This is a genomic window from Candidatus Methylomirabilota bacterium (genome assembly GCA_036002485.1).
In the GTDB taxonomy this organism is placed as follows: domain Bacteria; phylum Methylomirabilota; class Methylomirabilia; order Rokubacteriales; family CSP1-6; genus AR37.
In genome coordinates this window covers 29,063-46,100 of record DASYTI010000033.1, presented here as the reverse complement: position 1 = coordinate 46,100, position 17,038 = coordinate 29,063, and the positions used below count along the sequence as shown (strand labels likewise).

General features: G+C 67.4%; 13 protein-coding genes. 8 read left to right on the top strand and 5 right to left on the bottom strand.

Annotated elements, in window-relative coordinates:
* Positions 1 to 105: 105 nt before the first annotated feature.
* On the bottom strand, positions 106 to 2,322 hold the full coding sequence (locus tag VGT00_03790; GenBank protein ID HEV8530521.1) for a response regulator: 2,217 nt from the start codon (positions 2,320 to 2,322) through the stop codon (positions 106 to 108).
* 286 nt (positions 2,323 to 2,608) lie between these two features.
* On the opposite strand from VGT00_03790, the gene VGT00_03785 reads away from it, so the two are divergent.
* From VGT00_03785 to VGT00_03770, 4 genes are read left to right on the top strand one after another with little or no spacing between them, the layout of a single operon-like run.
* Positions 2,609 to 4,039: an amidohydrolase family protein gene (locus VGT00_03785; protein ID HEV8530520.1), complete on the top strand. Its 1,431-nt coding sequence runs from the start codon at positions 2,609 to 2,611 to the stop codon at positions 4,037 to 4,039.
* A 15-nt stretch (positions 4,040 to 4,054) separates the two neighbouring features.
* A complete protein-coding gene (locus tag VGT00_03780; protein HEV8530519.1) occupies positions 4,055 to 4,510 on the top strand; it encodes a MaoC family dehydratase in 456 nt (151 codons plus the stop codon).
* Positions 4,510 to 5,394 carry a CoA ester lyase gene (locus VGT00_03775; protein HEV8530518.1) on the top strand — a complete coding sequence of 295 codons (885 nt, stop codon included), beginning with the start codon at positions 4,510 to 4,512 and terminating at the stop codon, positions 5,392 to 5,394. The genes VGT00_03780 and VGT00_03775 overlap by 1 nt, the downstream gene beginning before the upstream one ends.
* A 44-nt stretch (positions 5,395 to 5,438) precedes the next feature.
* The gene (locus tag VGT00_03770) at positions 5,439 to 6,971 is read left to right on the top strand and encodes a glycosyltransferase family 39 protein (protein ID HEV8530517.1); all 1,533 of its coding nucleotides are present in this window, start codon (positions 5,439 to 5,441) and stop codon (positions 6,969 to 6,971) included.
* Positions 6,972 to 7,077: 106 nt separating this feature from the next.
* Here the strand turns inward: VGT00_03770 and VGT00_03765 are convergent, their stop codons facing one another.
* The 3 genes from VGT00_03765 to VGT00_03755 all read right to left on the bottom strand — a co-directional run bounded on the left by VGT00_03765 (position 7,078) and on the right by VGT00_03755 (position 10,101).
* A complete protein-coding gene (locus VGT00_03765) occupies positions 7,078 to 8,157 on the bottom strand; it encodes a Zn-dependent alcohol dehydrogenase (GenBank protein ID HEV8530516.1) in 1,080 nt (359 codons plus the stop codon).
* Between the two features lie 93 nt (positions 8,158 to 8,250).
* A complete protein-coding gene (locus tag VGT00_03760) occupies positions 8,251 to 8,865 on the bottom strand; it encodes a histidine phosphatase family protein (GenBank protein HEV8530515.1) in 615 nt (204 codons plus the stop codon).
* A gap of 39 nt (positions 8,866 to 8,904) precedes the next feature.
* On the bottom strand, positions 8,905 to 10,101 hold the full coding sequence (locus tag VGT00_03755) for a CoA transferase (protein ID HEV8530514.1): 1,197 nt from the start codon (positions 10,099 to 10,101) through the stop codon (positions 8,905 to 8,907).
* A gap of 495 nt (positions 10,102 to 10,596) precedes the next feature.
* Here VGT00_03755 and VGT00_03750 point away from each other — a divergent pair, with 495 nt between their 5' ends.
* Entirely contained in the window at positions 10,597 to 10,965 is a 369-nt protein-coding gene (locus VGT00_03750) for a hypothetical protein (GenBank protein ID HEV8530513.1), read from the top strand.
* A 60-nt stretch (positions 10,966 to 11,025) separates the two neighbouring features.
* On the opposite strand, the gene poxB is transcribed toward VGT00_03750, so the two are convergent.
* Positions 11,026 to 12,753 carry a ubiquinone-dependent pyruvate dehydrogenase gene (gene poxB / locus VGT00_03745; protein HEV8530512.1) on the bottom strand — a complete coding sequence of 576 codons (1,728 nt, stop codon included), beginning with the start codon at positions 12,751 to 12,753 and terminating at the stop codon, positions 11,026 to 11,028.
* Between the two features lie 277 nt (positions 12,754 to 13,030).
* On the opposite strand from poxB, the gene VGT00_03740 reads away from it, so the two are divergent.
* The 3 genes from VGT00_03740 (at position 13,031) to VGT00_03730 (ending at position 16,873) form a co-directional block, all read left to right on the top strand.
* Positions 13,031 to 13,783, top strand: coding sequence for a YoaK family protein (locus VGT00_03740; GenBank protein ID HEV8530511.1), 753 nt, complete (start codon positions 13,031 to 13,033; stop codon positions 13,781 to 13,783).
* 87 nt (positions 13,784 to 13,870) lie between these two features.
* Entirely contained in the window at positions 13,871 to 15,529 is a 1,659-nt protein-coding gene (locus tag VGT00_03735; protein ID HEV8530510.1) for an ATP-binding protein, read from the top strand.
* 3 nt (positions 15,530 to 15,532) lie between these two features.
* The gene (locus VGT00_03730) at positions 15,533 to 16,873 is read left to right on the top strand and encodes a sigma-54 dependent transcriptional regulator (protein ID HEV8530509.1); all 1,341 of its coding nucleotides are present in this window, start codon (positions 15,533 to 15,535) and stop codon (positions 16,871 to 16,873) included.
* The last annotated feature ends 165 nt before the right edge of the window (positions 16,874 to 17,038 follow it).

Here is a 17,038-nt window from a genome sequence, read left to right as displayed (position 1 = left end):
GATGACCGGTGGGGGGGTGTCGGGGGAGGAGCGGCGCCGCTCCCCCCTGACTTATCTAGACCGGTGGGGGGGTGTCGGGGGAAGAGCGGCGACGTTCCCCCTGACCTAAACAACCACGGCGAGCCAGCGGTCGAGGGCGGCGGTCAGGTCCGTGGGCTTCACCGGCTTGGACAGGTAGTCGTCCATGCCGGCCGAGAGGCATCGCTCTTGGTCGCCCTGCATGGCATTGGCGGTCAGCGCGATGATGGGGATCCTGGCCACTTCGGGCCGATCGGTGGCGCGAATCTGTAGGGTCGCCTCGAGCCCATCCATCTCGGGCATCTGGACGTCCATGAGCACCAGATCGTACCCGATCCTCGTGACCGCGTCGACGGCTTCGCGCCCATTGGCGACGACGTCCACGCGATGGCCCTTCTTCTCCAGGAGGCGCGCGATCAGCTTCTGGTTGACCGCGTTGTCCTCGGCCACGAGGATCCGTGCCGACCGAGTACCGGACGAGGGCAGCCCCACGTCCGTGGCCGGCCGCGGCGGGGTCGGGGCCTCGGCGCTGTCTCGACCGAGGAGCGCGACCAGCTGGGCGAGCAGGCGAGACGGGCGCACGGGCTTGGGTAGCCGCGCATCGATTCCCGCCGCCTGAACGTCGATGCTGTGGCCCGCTTCGGTCCAGGAGCTCAGGAGCAGGAGCTTGACGCCGGCAAGATCCGGATTGGCCCTGATGGCACGAGCCAGCGTGAGACCGTCCATGCCGGGCATCTGCATGTCGAGCAACGCTACCTGATGGACGGTGCCGGCGGCGGCGGCGTCGCGCAGGCCCTCGAGCGCGGTCGGCCCATCCGGCGCTACGTCCGCCTCCACACCCCATACGCGCAGCTGCTCGCGGAGGAAGACCCGGTTGGTGGCGTTGTCGTCGACGATGAGAATGCGCGCGCCCCGCAACGCCGCGGTCTGGGCGCCCCTATCGTGGGCACCGGCGAGGACCCGCTGGAGCCGCACGGTGAAGCGGAACGTGCTGCCCTGTCCCGGCTCGCTGTCCACCCCGATCTCGCCGCCCATCAGCTCCACGAGACGCCGGCAGATGGCGAGCCCGAGGCCGGTCCCGCCGAACTTCCGCGTGGTCGAGCTGTCGGCCTGGCTGAATGGCTGGAACAGGCGCGATCGGCCCTCGGCCGGGATCCCGATGCCGCTGTCGCGTACGGCAATGCGCAGATCGACGTCGTTCGAGCCTTCCTGCGCCACCTCGACCGTGATCACCACCTCGCCGCGCTCGGTGAACTTGATGGCGTTTCCGATCAGGTTGATGAGCACCTGGCGGAAGCGGCCGGGGTCGCCACGCAGGGTGGCCGGGATGGTCTCGTCGACCCGCGACAGGAGCTCGATTCGCTTGCTGTGGGCGCGCTCGGCGAGCAGCTCGGTCGCTTCCTCCACGGCGGCGGCCACGGAGAAGTCGATGTGCTCGAGCTCCATCCGGCCGGCTTCGATCTTGGAGAGGTCGAGGATCTCGTTCAGGATGCCCAGGAGCGCGCTGCCCGAGCTGCGGACGGTCTCCGCGTACTCGCGCTGCTCGGCGGTGAGGGATGTGTCGAGGAGGAGCCCGGTCATCCCCAGCACGCCGTTCATGGGCGTGCGGATCTCGTGGCTCATCATGGCCAGGAAATCGCTCTTGGCGCGGGCCGCCTGCTCCGCGGCGAGCCTGGCGCGATGAATCTCGTCCTCGGCCTCCTTGCGCGCCGTGATGTCCACGCACACGCCCAGCACGCAGCGGCCCCGTCCGGCGACGTCGATGGGCATCTTGCTGATCTGCAGCCACGTGCTTCGCCCGTGGGTGGTCAGGACCTGTTCGGGGATGAAGACCGCCTCACCCGTGTCGATGGCGCGCTGGTCGGCCTCGAGGAATCGCTGCACCTCTCCGTCGGGAGCGCCCAGGATTCGCCCGATTTCCATGTGGGACATGCCCGTCATGCGCTCGGCGGTCAGTCCGTAGACCGTCGCCATGGTCTGGTTGGCCAGGAGGAACGTCCCCTCCCGATCCTTGATGAAGATGAGGGTCGGGCTGGCGTCGATGATGCGCTGGAGGAGGGCCCGGTCGGCGGCGAGCATCGTCTGCGGGGCCGCCGGCCGGGCCACCTGTCGCGCTCGGCGGCCAGCCGCCCCGAGGGTGAGGCCGATCAGGATGCCCGCGCCCATGAGCGCGACGGCGGCCATGGGCACGATCGCGACCAGGAACAGCAGTCCAGTCAGATAGATGAGCCCGATGGACACCGTGAAACCCGAGGCGACATAGAGGCGCCGCAGGCGAAGTCTCCTCGATGTTCTCCGGCCCATGCTCCTCCCCACGCCTCCTCGGGGTCGTGGCACCCCAAGCCACAGTCTCCGGGCAGTGCCCATCGCGGGAGTTATCGGCGGGTGCCGGCCCGGAGCGGAGGGGGTACTGGGCCAATTTGCTTCGCCAGATCTACCCAGCTCTCGCCTCGCGGCAGGGCCGCTCGGCTCGAAACGCCACGTTCTCGGTCGCCAGCGACGCTCAACATACAATGTGGCTCGCAACTTGACCCAGTACCGGGGTGAGAGCGGAATTGACGGTTCCGACGGGTTGGGCTAGGCTCGGCGCGTGCTCGATCTCGTGATTCGCGGTGGACAGGTCGTGACGCCCCAGGGCGTGGCGATCTGCGATGTGGGCGTGGAGGGGGAGCGCATTGCCCTCCTCGGCACGCCGGGCTCGCTCCCGACGGAGTCGGCGCGCGTCATCGACGCCGCGGGCAAGATCGTGGTGCCGGGAGGCGTCGAGCCCCACGCGCACCTCGCGCATCCCATCATGTCCCACCCCGAGGAGCCCAGCCTCACCCTCGGCCCCGAGGAAGACACCAAGGGCATGGCCTGCGGCGGCACCACGACCCACGTGGATTTCTGTTTCGTGCGCCCCGGCGGCGAGATCATGCCGATGCTGGAGCAGCGGGCGGCGCGGTGGAAGGGACAGTCCTACGTCGACTACGCCTTCCACATCACGCTGGCCGGGGCGCTGCCCCTGCGGACCTTCGAGCAGATCCCCGAGGCGATCCAGCAGGGGCACCCGTCCTTCAAGGTCTTCACGACGAGCATCCTCCCCCCACATCCCAAGCGCCCCACGAACCGCATCGACTTCGGCCGCATCGGCTTCGCCATGGAGAAGGTGGCCAAGCACGGCGGCATCATGATCGTGCACGGCGAGGACGAGGATCTGGTCCAGTTCAACTACGAGCTCTTCCGTGAGCAAGGCCGGATGGAGGGGTCGAACCTGCACCTCGTGCACACCAATCTCTCCGAGCTGCTGGCCTTCCGCCGCACCATTGCGCTCGCGCGGGCCAAGGGCGCCGGCATTTACTTCGTTCACACCTCGGCGCGGGAAGGGGTGGAGGCCATCGCGGAGGCTCGCGCCGCGGGTCTACCCGTGTATGGCGAGACGCTCCACCAGTACGCGTGCTTCAACGCGGAGTACTACAAGACGCCGCGGGGCTTCTGCTCGCACACGTATCCCTCGCTGAAGTTCCCCGAGGATCAGGCCGCGCTCTGGAACGGGCTCGTGCACGGTGGGCTCTCCACCCTGGCCACCGACGAGTACCCGACGAGCCTCGCCCTCAAGCTCAGAGGACGGACCATCGAGGACGTCACGGGCGGCAATGTGGGCGCCGAGGCGCGCATGGGCATCGGCTTCACCGAGGGCGTGGGCAAGCGCGGCATGTCGCTCGAGCGGTTCGTCGACATCACCGCCACCAATGCCGCCAAGATCCTCGGCCTCTATCCGCGCAAGGGCGTGATCGCGCCGGGGAGCGACGCCGACTTCGCCCTCATCGATCCCACCATCCGCAAGACGCTGACCAAGGACGATTTCCACGTCACGGACTACAGCCCCTGGGAGGGCTGGTCGGTCACGGGCTGGCCGGTCACGACCATCCTGCGCGGGCGCGTCATCGCCGAGCGAGGCAAGCTCCTCGGCAGCACGGGCGACGGCCAGCTTCTCACGCGCAAGATCGACCCGCGGGTCCTGAACCGCCCCGCCTGCTGATCGGAGGCTCTCCCCATGGCCGGCAAGCTCTTCGAAGAGCTCGCGGTGGGCCAGGTGTTCCAGCACCAGCCTGGCCGCACCGTCACCGAGGCCGACAACGTCTTCTTCTCGTGCCTGACCATGAACCCGCAGCCGCTCCACGTGGATTTTCACGCCGCGGCCAAGGCTGAGTTCGGCAAGCCGCTCGTCAATAGCCTGTTCACCCTCGGGGTGGCCGTGGGGCTCTCCGTAGGCGAGACGACGCTGGGCACGACGGTGGGCAACCTGGGCTTCGAGAAAGTGGAGTTCCCCAAGCCGGTCTTCCACGGCGACACGATCTACGCGGAGACGGAAGTCGTGGACAAGCGCGAGTCGAAGTCGCGTCCCGAGTGGGGCATCGTCACCTTCGAGCATCGCGCCAAGAACCAGCACGGCGAGCTCATCATGCGCTGCCGGCGCGCCGCCATGATGCGGCGGAGGACATCCGCCTGATGCGGCGATCGCTCCACTTCGTCCCCGGCGGCCAGGAGAAGATGATGGCCAAGGCCCTGACCCTCCCCGCGGACGGGCTGATTCTCGACCTCGAGGACGCCGTGCCTCCCGAGAGGAAGCCCGCCACGCGTCCCATCGTCCGCCGCTGGCTCGAGACCCTCGACTTCGGCGGCCGTGAGCGATGGGTCCGGATGAATCCCATCTTCACCGAGCACGCCATCCCTGACCTCGAGGAGACCATCGCGGCCAGGCCCGATGGATATATCGTGCCCAAGCCGCGCTCGGCCGCGGACGTGCGTCAGGTGGCGGCGGCCCTCGAGAGGCTCGAGGAGAAGCACGGGCTGCCCTTCGGGTCCACCAAGCTCATCCTGATTGCCACCGAGACACCGCTCGGGCTGCTCAATGTCGGCGAGGTGGCGGCGGCCAGCCCGCGCATCGTCGCCGTCTCCTGGGGCATCGAGGATCTCTCGGCAGCCATGGGCCTGCCGCGCGTCCGCGATGAGTCGGGGCGCTATCTCGATATCCCGCGGCACGCGCGCGTCATGTGCGCGGTGGCGGCCTCGGCGGCCGGCGTCGAATCGCTCGACACCGTTTATACCGATATTCCTGATCTCGACGGGCTGCGGCGCGAGTGCCGGGACGGCGTGGCCATGGGCTTCAGCGGGAAGATATCCATTCACCCGAGCCAGATCGAGGTGATCAACCAGGAGTTCACGCCCTCCAAGGCCGATGCCGAGGACGCGCTGGCCCTCATGGCGGCCTTCGAGGAGCACGCGCGAAGGGGCGCGGGCGCCTTCACCTGGAAGGGCCAGATGATGGACCAGCCCCATCTCACGCGCGCCCGGAAGATCGCCGAGCGCGCGCGCCACGCGGGCGTGATCTGATCGAGGCCCTCACCCCGCGGCGCGCGCTGCTCGCGCTGGGGGTCGTGCTCGTCGCGAGTGCCGTCGTCTTTGCCCTGCCCCTCGGCCGGCGGCCCCTGGACAATCAGGACGAGGCGCGCTATGGCCTCCTCGCGCGAGAGGCCGTGGAGCGTGGCCACTGGATCTTGCCGCGCGTGCGCGACGAGGTCTATCTCAACAAGCCCCCGCTCTACTTCTGGACGGTCGCGTTCTTCTCGCTGCCCTTCGGCGCCGTCTCCGACGCCACCGCGCCCATCGCCTCCGTGCTCTCGGCGCTGCTGGGGCTGCTCGGCGTCTTCGCGATCGGGCGCCGATTGTGGGATGGCGACACGGGGCGGGCGGCGGCCCTGGTGCTCGCCACCAGCCCCTTCTACTTCTTCATGGCCCACCAGGTTCTCACCGACATGATGCTCACCGCGTGGATGACCTGGGCGCTCTATTTCTATCTGGCCTCCGTCGAGGAGGGTGAGGGGCGTCGCGCGCTGGTGGGCTTCTATCTCTGCGCGGCGGGCGGGCTGGCCGCCAAGGGCCCGGCCGCTCTCATGGTGGTGGCGGCGGCGCTCGCTGCGAGCCTCGCCACGGACGGCATGCGGGGGCTCAAGCGGCTCCGGCTGCTCATGGGTCTCGCCATTCTCGCGCTGACGGCGCTGCCATGGCTCTTGCCCTATCTCCTCCAGCGCGAGAAGAGCTATGGCCGGGCCGTGGTGATGACGGACTATCTTGGCTGGTATTTCAGGAGCGCGGTCAGCTCGAGGGTCCAGGCCGTGGCCGCGCACCTGCTGCGCTTTCTGCCCTGGGGCCTCTTCTTGTTTCCGGCGGCCTGGTGGTGGACGCGGTCGCGGGATACCGGCCGGCGCCGTCTCCTGGTCTGGGCCGCGACGCTCATCGTCCTCCTGAGCCTGTCGGGCGAGCAGCGCGCGCGATACTTCCTTCCTCTCTGGCCCGTGCTGGCGCTCCTGGTCGGGCAGTTCTTCACGAGGGCCCCGGCTCGCCTTGTCGCCTGGGCCAGCGGCGCCTACCTCTTCTTGATGATGGGGGCGGGCGCTTTCTTACTTTGGGGCCACCTGTCCGGCCCGGACGCCGTCTTCCTCCCCGCGGCGCCGTGGGAGCGCGGGGTGGTGGCCGGGGCCATCGTCATCGGGGCGGCGCTTGGATTCTGGCGGCTCGTCCGCGAAGGCAACGGTTTCGCGGCGGCGGCGTGGATCGCAGCTGGGCTCGGCGTCGCGCTGGCCGTGACGGCGGTCGAGTATCCGGCCCGGTTCGCCCAGGCCCATGACTACCGCGGCGTGGCCCAGCGCTTCGTCGCGCGGCTCGACCCCGGCCCTCCGCTCCTCTCCTATCCAGATGCGAACCTCGCCTGGGATTTCTACATGCGTCACCCCGTGCGCGAGGTGCGGAGTGAGGCCGAGGTGAAATCTCTCCTGGCCTCAGCGCCCGCGGCCCGCCTCATGCTGCGCGCCGAGGAGTGGGCTCGCCTTCGCCCCGCAACGAATCCCGCTTGGCGCGTGCTGGACGAGGGCACCGTCGGTAGCCGCCACTTCGTTCTGCTCGGCGGGTAGGCCCCTGATCTACTCGGCCCTCGTCTCGCGGCTGCGCCGTTCGAGCTGAGACGCTCGCCTCGAGCGACGAGGCGAGAGCTGAGTAAATGAGGGGGCGAGAGGCTACCTACGCGAACATCAGCACCGTGCGCGCGACTTCGCCAGCCTTCATGGCGCGGAAGGCTTCGTTCACATCCTCGAGCTTGCCGCGACGGCTGATCATCTCGTCGAGCTTGAGGCGGCCCTGACGATACAGGTCGATATACCGCGGCATGTCCACCTTGAAACGATTGGAGCCCATGCTGCAGCCCTGGATCTTCTTCTCGCGAAGGAACATGGGGCCGTCCAGCTCGATCTTCTGTCCCACCGGGATCATGCCCACCACCGTCGCGGTGCCGCCCGGCCGGATGCAGTCGAAGCACTGCTCGGCCGCGATCTTGAGGCCGATACACTCGAAGGAGTAGTCGGCGCCGCCATTGGTCAGGTCGCGGATGGCCTTCACGGGATCACCGGAAGACGCATTGACGCCGTGGGTGGCGCCCAGCTCACGCGCCTTGGTCAGCTTGGACTCGACGGTGTCCACGGCGATGATCATGCGCGCTCCCGCGATGCGCGCCCCCTGGATGGCCGCGAGCCCCACGCCGCCCGCGCCGAAGACGGCCACGATGCAGCCCGCCTCTATCCTGGCCGTGTTCAGCACCGCCCCCACGCCCGTGGTGACGCCGCAGCCGATGAGGGCCGCGCGGTCCAGCGGCATGGTGTCGTCGATCTTCACGAGGGCGTTTTCGTGCACGAGCATCTTTTCCGCGTAGGCGGAGAGATTGGCGAACTGATTGACGGCCTGCCCCTTCCAGGAGAGCTTGGGCGGATCCGTCTTGGCCCGGACGGGACGCGTCTGGCAGAGATGGGTCTTGCCCGTGAGGCAGTAGTCGCAATGGCCACAGAAGACGGAGAGACAGGCGATGACGTGATCGCCTGGCTTGAACTCGCCCACCTGGAGACCGACCTCCTCCACGATCCCGGCCGCCTCGTGACCCAGGATGGCCGGCGTGGGGAAGGGATAGTAGCCGTCCACGAAGTGCAGATCGCTGTGACAGACTCCGGACGCCACCGTGCGTACGAGCACCTCGCGGCCCATGGGCTTGTCGATGTCGACTTCCTCGATGGTCAGCGGCTGATGCGGACCGTGGAACATGGCAGCTTTCATGGAGACCTCCTCTGGGATTGTCGGGCTCGGGAGCAGCTCACCGGGCGCAGGCCCAGAGAGTGCGCCGCGGCGCCCGACGTGTCAAGGCCGCGATCAGACGGCGCCTGACTCCGAGAGGGGGGCGGGGTCGAGGCCGTCGAGGTGGGCGATGCAGTTGAGCAGCCGCACGCGCCAGGGGGCTGGATAGTCGACGATGGTGAGCGCGGTGTTCTCCCACCGCTCCGGCGCCTCCTGGCCTTCCGGCAGGGTCAGGTGCCGAGCGGCCAGCGAGCGACAGACCAGCCCATGCGTGACGACCGCGAGGTGACCTTTCGCGGCCGCGGCCGCCTGCTGCACGAGCACCCAGGCGCGATCCACGCGAGCGTGGAAGATCTCCCAGCTCTCACCGTGGGGCGGCGCGTAGCCGGGCGCGAACATGTCGAAGGCGAGCTCCGCATACGGCGTGCCGCGAATGTCGCCGAAGTTGCGCTCCTGGAGAAGCGGATCGTGGCGAATGGGCGCGCCCGTGAGGCGCCGGAGGCGGTCGGCTGTCATGACCGCTCGCGCGAGATCGCTCGAGAGGATGCTGGCGATGCCCTCGCCCTCGAGCCGGCGGGCCAGGCGCTCGGCCTGCACGACACCGCGAGGCGAGAGGGGATTATCCGGGAGCTGGACGGTGCGCGAGGCATTGCCCAGCGTCTCACCGTGGCGGATCAGAAAGATGGACACGAGATGTTGTCGACGGGGACGGTAGGTGTCGCCAGCGGCTCAGATCACGCGGTCGCGGCGAAACGCAGCAATGTCGCCCGCCGCATAGCCCAGGCCGGACAGCACCTCGTCCGTGTGCTGGCCGAGCTTCGGCGCCGTGACGCGCACGGCCACCGCACTCTCGGACATCCGCACGGGCGTCCGGATATGAGGCACGCGTCCCAGCTCCGCGTCCTCGGCGTGCACGACCATCTCACGGTGCAGCACTTGCGGATCGGCGAAGAGCTGCTCATAGGTGTAGACGGGCCCGCAGGGGACGCCCGCGTCGTCCAGGGCCTTGATCCAGTGGGCGGAGGGCGCCGTGATCAGGACCGAGGCGATTTCCCGCTCGAGGGCGGAGCGGTTCTTTCTGCGCTCGGGACCGTGGCGGAAGCGCGGATCCTCCAGCCATTCCGGATGCCCGAGGGCGGGCGCGCAGCGCTCCCAGATGCCCTGGCCGGCCGCGCCAATCATCATGTAGCCGTCCTTGGTCTCGAAGCGCTGGTAGGGCGCGTTCTGACGATGCCGCGAGCCCATGCGCGTGGGCTCCACGCGATCGGCCAGCCAGCCCGCGCTCGTCCATGAAGAGAAAGCCACCGCCGTCTCGAGGAGCGAGCACTCGACGCGCTGTCCCCGGCCCGTGCGCTGCCGTTCGTAGAGCGCGGCCAGGATGCCCTGCACTCCCCACATGCCGGTGCCGAGGTCGCAGATGGGCAGGCCCACGGAGGTCGGCGGACCATCCGGCTCCCCCGTGACGTGCATGATGCCGCCCATGCCCTGCGCGATGAGGTCGAAGCCGCCCTTTTCACGATAGGGGCCGTCCGAGCCGAAGCCGGAGAGCTGGGCATAGATGAGGCGCGGGTTCTTCTCTTTGAGCATCTCGTATCCGAGCCCCGCCCGCTCCATGACGGTGGGGCGATAGTTCTCCACGAGCACGTCCATGCCGCCCACCAGTTTGAGGAAGATCTCGCTGCCCCGGGGCGATTTGTAGTCCAGGGTGAGGCTCTTCTTGTTCCGGTTGATGTAGCGGAAGTAGGGATTGCGCTCGCTGCCGTCGCCCATGGCACGCGAGGAATCGCCGGCGCCGGGCCGCTCGACCTTGATCACATCGGCGCCCATGTCGGCCAGGATCATGGTGCAGTACGGGCCCGCCATGTGCTCCGTGAGATCCAGGACCTTGAGTCCGTCGAGCGGGCCGCGAGTACTTTTTTCCGCCATGCCACCTCCGTGACGCCAGCACGCGTGTGTCTCCGGATCCCAAACCCGGGAGAATCATAGCATTCCGCTGCGGGATCGGATCGAGTGGTAATCAATGACCGACCGCGGAATGCGCGGCCGGTCGCACGGATTTGCCCAAGGATCAGTGCGGCCGCCTGGGAACCTCCCGGTCTCTGACCGCATCAAAAACGTGATGGTCGCGCGTGAGCGGTAGCCGGGCATGCGAGGGAAGCCGGCGAAGAATGGAGGATCGGGAATGGGCGAGATCAGACTTCCGAGTTACGACGAGTTCATAGGGGCCGTTACTATTCTGGACGGTCAGGGACGAATTGTGCGGGTCGTTCCGGCCAGGGATTTCCGTCGCGCTCCGACGATCGGGAGGCAACCGATCGCGAGCCGCTCGCGTCGCGGTGAGAGGGTCGTCACCGCGAGAGGGGCAGAGCCTCGGGTCCCCCTCGGGCAAGCGGCCAGGCCGCGCGCGGGGGAGAGGACGTAGTGGACAAGATCCTGCGCATAAGCTCGCCCCGGGCGATCGATTTCTCGGATGGTTTCTATTCCTTTGTCGTCCGGCTGAACGAGCCGCCGGCCGAGCACTGGATCTACTCTTTCAAGATGGCCACGCCGGTGGCCACGGAGTTCGATCCCGAGCGCGTCGTCTTCGACCCTCAGCGCGGGCTCCTCTTCGAGGCCGAGGAGTCCCTCGTGCCGGGCTGGATCGCGCATATCGATCTCTGGATCGCCTCCGCCAACAAGCAGGTGGCGGCCGACGAAGCCGCGGAGCAGAAGCGCCACGCCGAGACCGAGAGTCGCGAGCAGCGAGATCTTCTCCTCGACCGGATCAACGAGAAGTTCAAGGATCTCTAGCGCTCCGACTCACGGCGGGGCGGCGACCGCTCCCCAGCCCCGCGCATCGGCCTTGGCCCGCTAGCGAAAGAGATTGACCTTGGCCAGATCGATGATTTCGTCGCCGCGGCCGCTGAGCACGGCCTTGAGCATGAAGAGGCTGAAGCCGGTCATCTGCTCGAGGTTGATCGTCGGAGGCATGGACAGCTCCTGCCGCGATACGTGGACGTCGACCAGCGCGGGTCCGCCATGCGTGAGCGCTTGCGAGATCATCGGCCGTACCTGTTCCGGTGTCTCCGCGGTCAATCCCAGGAGACCGGCCGCCTCGGCCATCTTGGCGAAATCCGGATTGTGAAGGTCCGTGGCGAAGTCCAGGAGGCCCGCCGCCTTCATTTCCAGCTCGACAAAGGCGAGGGCGTCGTTCCTGAACACCACGACCTTGACCGGCGCCTGCAGCTGACGGAGCGAGAGCAGGTCGCCCATGAGCATCGCGAGACCGCCGTCTCCGGAAAGGGAGACGACCTGGCGGCCGGGATGACTGACCTGGGCGCCGAGGGCCTGGGGGAGGGCATTGGCCATTGACCCATGATTGAAAGACCCGAGGAGCCGACGCCGGCCGTTCATCGTGAGATAGCGGGCGGCCCAGACGGTGGGCGTGCCCACATCGCAAGAAAATACGGCATCATCGGCGGCAAGCTCGTCGAGCACGCGGACGACATACTGGGGATGGATGGGCTTCTTGCCCGCTTCGCCGGTGGCAAGCTCATCGAGGCTCTTCCGTGCCTTCTCATAGTGCTCGAGTGATGCCTGCAAGTGTTTCTCGTCCCTGCTCTGTTCGAGCCTGGGGAGGAGGGCTCGGAGGGTCGTCTTCGTGTCCCCCACGAGGCCGTGGTCGACCTTGGTGCGCCGGCCGAGCTGTTCTCCGCGGAGGTCGATCTGGACGATCGTCGCGTCCTTCGGAAAGAACTGCCGGTACGGGAAGTCCGTGCCAATCATCAGGAGCAGGTCGCAGTTCATCATCGCGTGATAGCCGGAGGAGAATCCGAGCAAGCCGGTCATGCCCACGTCGAAGGGATTGGCATACTCGATGAACTCCTTCCCGCGCATCGCGTGCACGATGGGGGCTTTCAGCCTGCTCGCGAGCTCGATCAACTCCGTGTGAGCGCCGGCACAGCCCGCTCCCCCGAGGATGGTGATCTTCTTCGACCCGTTGAGAACCTTCGCCAACGCGACGATCTCGTCATCGGAAGGACACACGCGGGGGGTCGGCTCGGGAAAATGCGGGCGCGGGTGATCCTCGACGGCATCGCGCAGGGCCACGTCTCCGGGCAGGGCGATGACCGACACGCCGCGCCGCGCGAGCGCGGTCTGGATGGCGATCTCCAGGACCCGGGGCATCTGCTCCGGCTGGGAGACGAGCTCGCAGTAGTGGCTGCACTGGGCGAAGAGATGCTCCGGGCGGGTCTCCTGAAAGTATCCACTCCCGATTTCATGGCTGGGGATCTGCGCGGCGATGGCGAGGACGGGCACCCGGCTGCGGTGACAATCGTAGAGCCCGTTGATCAGGTGCAGATTGCCGGGACCGCAGCTGCCCGCGCAGACGGCCAATCGCCCGGTGAGATGCGCTTCCGCGCCGGCGGCAAACGCCGCCGTTTCCTCATGTCTGACATGGGCCCAGCGCATGTGCTCTTGTCTGCGAATCGAATCCGTGATTCCGTTGAGCGAGTCGCCGGCCACTCCATAGATTCTCTCGACTCCCCGCGCGGCGAGAGTGTCGACAAGCACGTCCGCTACGTTCTTCTTCGCCATGGCACGAGGCGCTCCTTTCTGGCTGCCGTGTGAAGATCCGGAACAAGTAGACCAGCGAAGGAAAGCGCACGAAGGCCCGCCGGCCCATACCCAGAGTACCAGGGTCTGGGCGAGGGGGGCCGCCGCCTCGGTGATGGTGGGCGAAGGCGGGGGAGACACGAGAACGCTGAGGCGTGGTCGAATGCCGGTTGATGATCGTGTCCTGTGTATGCCAGCATGAGCGCCGTTGGAAAGGGAAATCCGCATCCCACATCTAGGGCGCGATGCCATGCTGCTCATGCTCGCATGGGCCGCCGGCATCATCGACGCGGTCAGCTATCTGGCCCTCGACCGCGTGTTCACGGCGATGATGACGGGGAACACGGTGTTGCTGGCCTTGGCCATCGGGCAGGGAGAGGCCGCGGCCGTATTGCGGTCGGTCCTCGCGCTGGTTGGTTTCAGCGCCGGCGCGGCCATGGGAGCGCTGATCGTCCTGCGCGGTGAGAACCGGGGCGAGTGGCCGCCGGGCGTCACCGCCGCCCTGGCTCTCGAGGGCGTGCTGCTCGGTGGCTTCACGTTCGTGTGGCACGTGGCCGGGGCGGCGCGAACCAGCGGTGCTACCAATCTGCTGATCGTGCTGTCAGGTCTCGCCATGGGTGTCCAGGCCGCGGCCGTCCGCCACCTCGGCGTCCCCGGGGTGGCTACCACGTACCTCACGGGCACGCTCACCAGCCTGATGGCCGAGCTGGTGGGCTGGACCCGCTCATGGAAGGGGTCGTCGTCCCGCGCCGCCTCCACCGCGGAGGCGGCCGGTAATGCCGGAGACAGCGTGAAGTGGCCGCAGCGCATCGGGCTCCTCACCGGCGTGTTCTTCGTCTATGCGCTGGGAGCTCTGGTGGGCGGCGCTCTGCACGCGCGATCATCGACGCTGGTGACCTGGTTGCCCCTTGTCTCCGTCGCCGTGGTCGTGGTGAACGGCTTCGCCCACCACCGACATTCCGACGGTGAGGAGGGGGCCGGCGGCGGGGAACGTTCCAAAATGAAACAGTAATTGATGGTGCCCCGTCCCACGGGCGACTCTTTCGTCTGGCCTCCGTCCTGATCGAAGGAGTAGGCTCTACTGCCAGAGGCGATAGCCATGCCCACTCAGTTCATGCCGATCTTTCTGTCCGCTCTCGCCTTCGGGATCCAGTTCTTGATCTTCGTCTATCTGTACTCTTCACATCGGGTGTTGTTCTTCCGCTATCTGGTGTGGGCCTGGGGTTTTTTCACCCTCTCCCGGGGACTGAGGCTGCTGCGGGTGTTCGTCCCCGGCACAGTCGGACTGACCGAGCTCATGCAGGCGGCCAGCGTGATGGCGGTGTTCTGTGTTTTCTCGGCGGGGCTCTTGTATCGCTGGGACTATCGCCTGAAACGTCGGGATGTGCTGATCCCCTGCCTGCTCGCCCTCGCTTTGGGGATTCTCGGAGATTTTTCCGAGGCTCACCTGACGGTCCGAGTCATCGTGGGGCTGATCCTGGGCGGGGCTCTCATCGCCGCGGGGTGGGCTTTCTGGCCGCGCGCCGCCGTGAGCACCGGGTACCGTGGAGATCGGCTTCTCGCCACCTCGCTGTGCCTCTGGGGAGTCCATCGCGTCGGCGCCGAGTTCGTCCATGCCCAGCCGGGAAGCACGCTCCATCTCGCCGTTCACACGACGTTCATCGCCCTGTATTTCCTGTCGACATTTGCCATCATCATCATGGTCCTCGATCGCGCGCGCAGCGAGATGCGCTCCCTCAAGGAGCTCAACGAGCGCCTGTTCGACGGCCTCGGCGAGGGCCTCCAGCTCGTCGATGCCAACTTCGCCATCCGCCACGCCAACCGATGGCTGTTCAATGAATTCGGCCCCGTGGCGGGTCGCCGCTGCTACGAGGTCCTCACCGCCGATGGCCAGCCGTGCCCGAACTGTCCAATGGAGAACCTCCAGAGCATGGACCGGCCCTCTCGCGTCGAAGTCGACGCCTCCGGGGGGCGGCGACTGCTCCTGAGCTGCTCGCCGGTTCGTCAACCGACGGGGGAGGTGCTGCTCCTGGAGCTGGTGGCCGACATCACCGAACGAGAACAGCTCGGGGCGCGCTTGCATGAAGCGGAGAGGCTGGCCGCGGTGGGCGAGCTCGCAGCCGGGCTCGCCCACGAGATTCGCAACCCCCTCGCCGGCATCATCAATGCCACCACCCTCCTCAAGGGGGAGGAGACCCTGACGGGGGAGGAACGGGCGAGCACGCTCGATGCGGTCAAGCGGGAGGCCCGCCGGCTCGATCGCATCCTCTCCGACTTTCTCCTGTTCGCCCGGCCGCGCGAGCCCAAGCGCCGCGAGGGAGACATCGGCCAGGTCGTGGAGCACGTGGTCGCGCTGCTCCGCAACGATCCCGATCGGACCGCCCACGTCGACGTCGAGGTTCACGTGGATCCATCGTTGGCGCCCTTCTCGTTCGACGCCGACCAGCTGACGCAGGTGCTATGGAACATCGCCTTGAACGGCGTGGAAGCCATGGAGGGAGCCGGCCGCCTCTCCTTCGATGTCGCCTCGCGAAGCGGCGAGGTGCTGATCGCCGTCTCCGATACGGGGCGAGGGATTCCCGCGGACGAACGACGGCGAGTCTTCGAGCCCTTCTATTCGAAGAAGCTCGACGGGACCGGTCTCGGGCTCACCCTCGCCCAGCGCATCGTGGCCGCCCACGGGGGGCGGATCGATCTGGAGTCGGCTCCGGGAACAGGCAGCCGATTCCTGGTCGCCCTCCCCGTCCGGAGGGCGTGAGCGGTGGCCGCCATCCTCGTGGTCGACGACGAAGGGTCGGCACGCTCTACCCTGGCCCTCCTCCTGAAGAAACGGGGACATCGGGTGACCCAGGCCGAGGGTCTCATGGCGGCCGTGAAGGCTCTGAACGATGAGGTGTTCGAGCTCGTGGTGACCGACCTGCGAATGCCGGATGGAAGTGGGATCGACATCCTTCGCGCCGTGAAGACGCTCGGTTCCGAGGCCGACGTCATCCTGCTCACCGCCTATGCGGGTTGGGAGTCTGCCAAGGAGGCCCTGCAGCTCGGCGCTCTCGATTACTTCGAAAAGGGCCGCGAGCCCGATGAGCTTTTCGCTCGGATCGATCGGGCTCTCTCGGAACAGGCATCGCGCCGCGAGCACGATACCCCCCGCCTGACCATCGCCGCAGGCGATGGGGCCCCGGGGATCGTCTTCAGGTCCCCCGCCATGCGGCGGGTCCTCGACATCGTCGCGCGCGTCGCCCCCACGGACGCCGCCGTGTTGATCCACGGAGAGTCCGGCACCGGGAAAGAGCTCATTGCGCGGGCGATCCACGGGGCCAGCCGCCGAGCCCAGAGACCGTTCGTCGCGCTGAACTGTGGCGCCCTCCCCGAAACGCTCCTCGAGTCCGAGCTCTTTGGTCACGTCAAGGGCGCCTTCACCGGGGCCAGCGTCAACAAGAAGGGGCTATTCGAAGAGGCGGAAGGCGGGACGGTGTTTCTCGACGAGGTCGGGGAGATGAGCCCCGCCCTCCAGGTCAAGCTGCTTCGTACGCTCCAGGATGGTGAGGTACGCCCGGTGGGATCCAGTCAGTCGATCACGGTGGACACGCGAGTGGTGGCGGCCACGAACCAGAACCTCGAAGCGCTGAGGCGCCAGGGCCGATTCCGCGAAGACGTCTTTTATCGGCTGAACGTCATCGCCTTCACCATCCCTCCGCTCCGTGAGCGGCGGGAGGACATCCCTCTCCTCGTGGAGCACTTCCTCGACCGCTTCAATCGCCGGCAAGGACGCGAGATGCGGCTCGATGGGGAGGCCATGGAACGCTTGGTGGCCCATCCGTGGCCCGGCAATATTCGAGAGCTCGAGCACGCGATGGAGCGGATGGTGATTCTGGGCGAGAGTGACACGATCACCGTGGATGATCTGCCCCCCCTGCTGGCGAGTGGGGTGGGGTCGGAGCTGGCGGCGCCGAACGGGGGAAGCCTCGCGGACACCGAGAAGGCGCACATTCGTGAAATGCTCGAACGCCACGGCTGGAACTACTCGCGCACGGCCGACGCCCTCGGCATCAGCCGGACCACGCTGTGGCGAAAGCTCAAGGAGTACGGTTTCCACCGCTGATTTAGTTAGCTCTGCCTCTCTCAGGACGTTCCATCCTGTGACACCAGCGTCTCGTGATGGAACGCGCTCGCGCCAGAGACTCGCGTAAGTCCTGTCGGCATCGCCCAACCCCCTGGCATCTCGTTTGAATCTCTCGTTCCCGTCCACGCGGGCTCACCGCGCAGC

What these genes read in the sequence shown, in the direction of transcription:
- VGT00_03790 (HEV8530521.1), bottom strand. Translation starts at nt 2,322, where the DNA reads ATGGGCCGGAGAACATCGAGGAGACTTCGCCTGCGGCGCCTCTATGTC.
- VGT00_03780 (HEV8530519.1), top strand. Translation starts at nt 4,055, where the DNA reads ATGGCCGGCAAGCTCTTCGAAGAGCTCGCGGTGGGCCAGGTGTTCCAG.
- VGT00_03775 (HEV8530518.1), top strand. Translation starts at nt 4,510, where the DNA reads ATGCGGCGATCGCTCCACTTCGTCCCCGGCGGCCAGGAGAAGATGATG.
- VGT00_03765 (HEV8530516.1), bottom strand. Translation starts at nt 8,157, where the DNA reads ATGAAAGCTGCCATGTTCCACGGTCCGCATCAGCCGCTGACCATCGAG.
- VGT00_03755 (HEV8530514.1), bottom strand. Translation starts at nt 10,101, where the DNA reads ATGGCGGAAAAAAGTACTCGCGGCCCGCTCGACGGACTCAAGGTCCTG.
- poxB (HEV8530512.1), bottom strand. Translation starts at nt 12,753, where the DNA reads ATGGCGAAGAAGAACGTAGCGGACGTGCTTGTCGACACTCTCGCCGCG.
- VGT00_03740 (HEV8530511.1), top strand. Translation starts at nt 13,031, where the DNA reads ATGCTCGCATGGGCCGCCGGCATCATCGACGCGGTCAGCTATCTGGCC.
- VGT00_03735 (HEV8530510.1), top strand. Translation starts at nt 13,871, where the DNA reads ATGCCCACTCAGTTCATGCCGATCTTTCTGTCCGCTCTCGCCTTCGGG.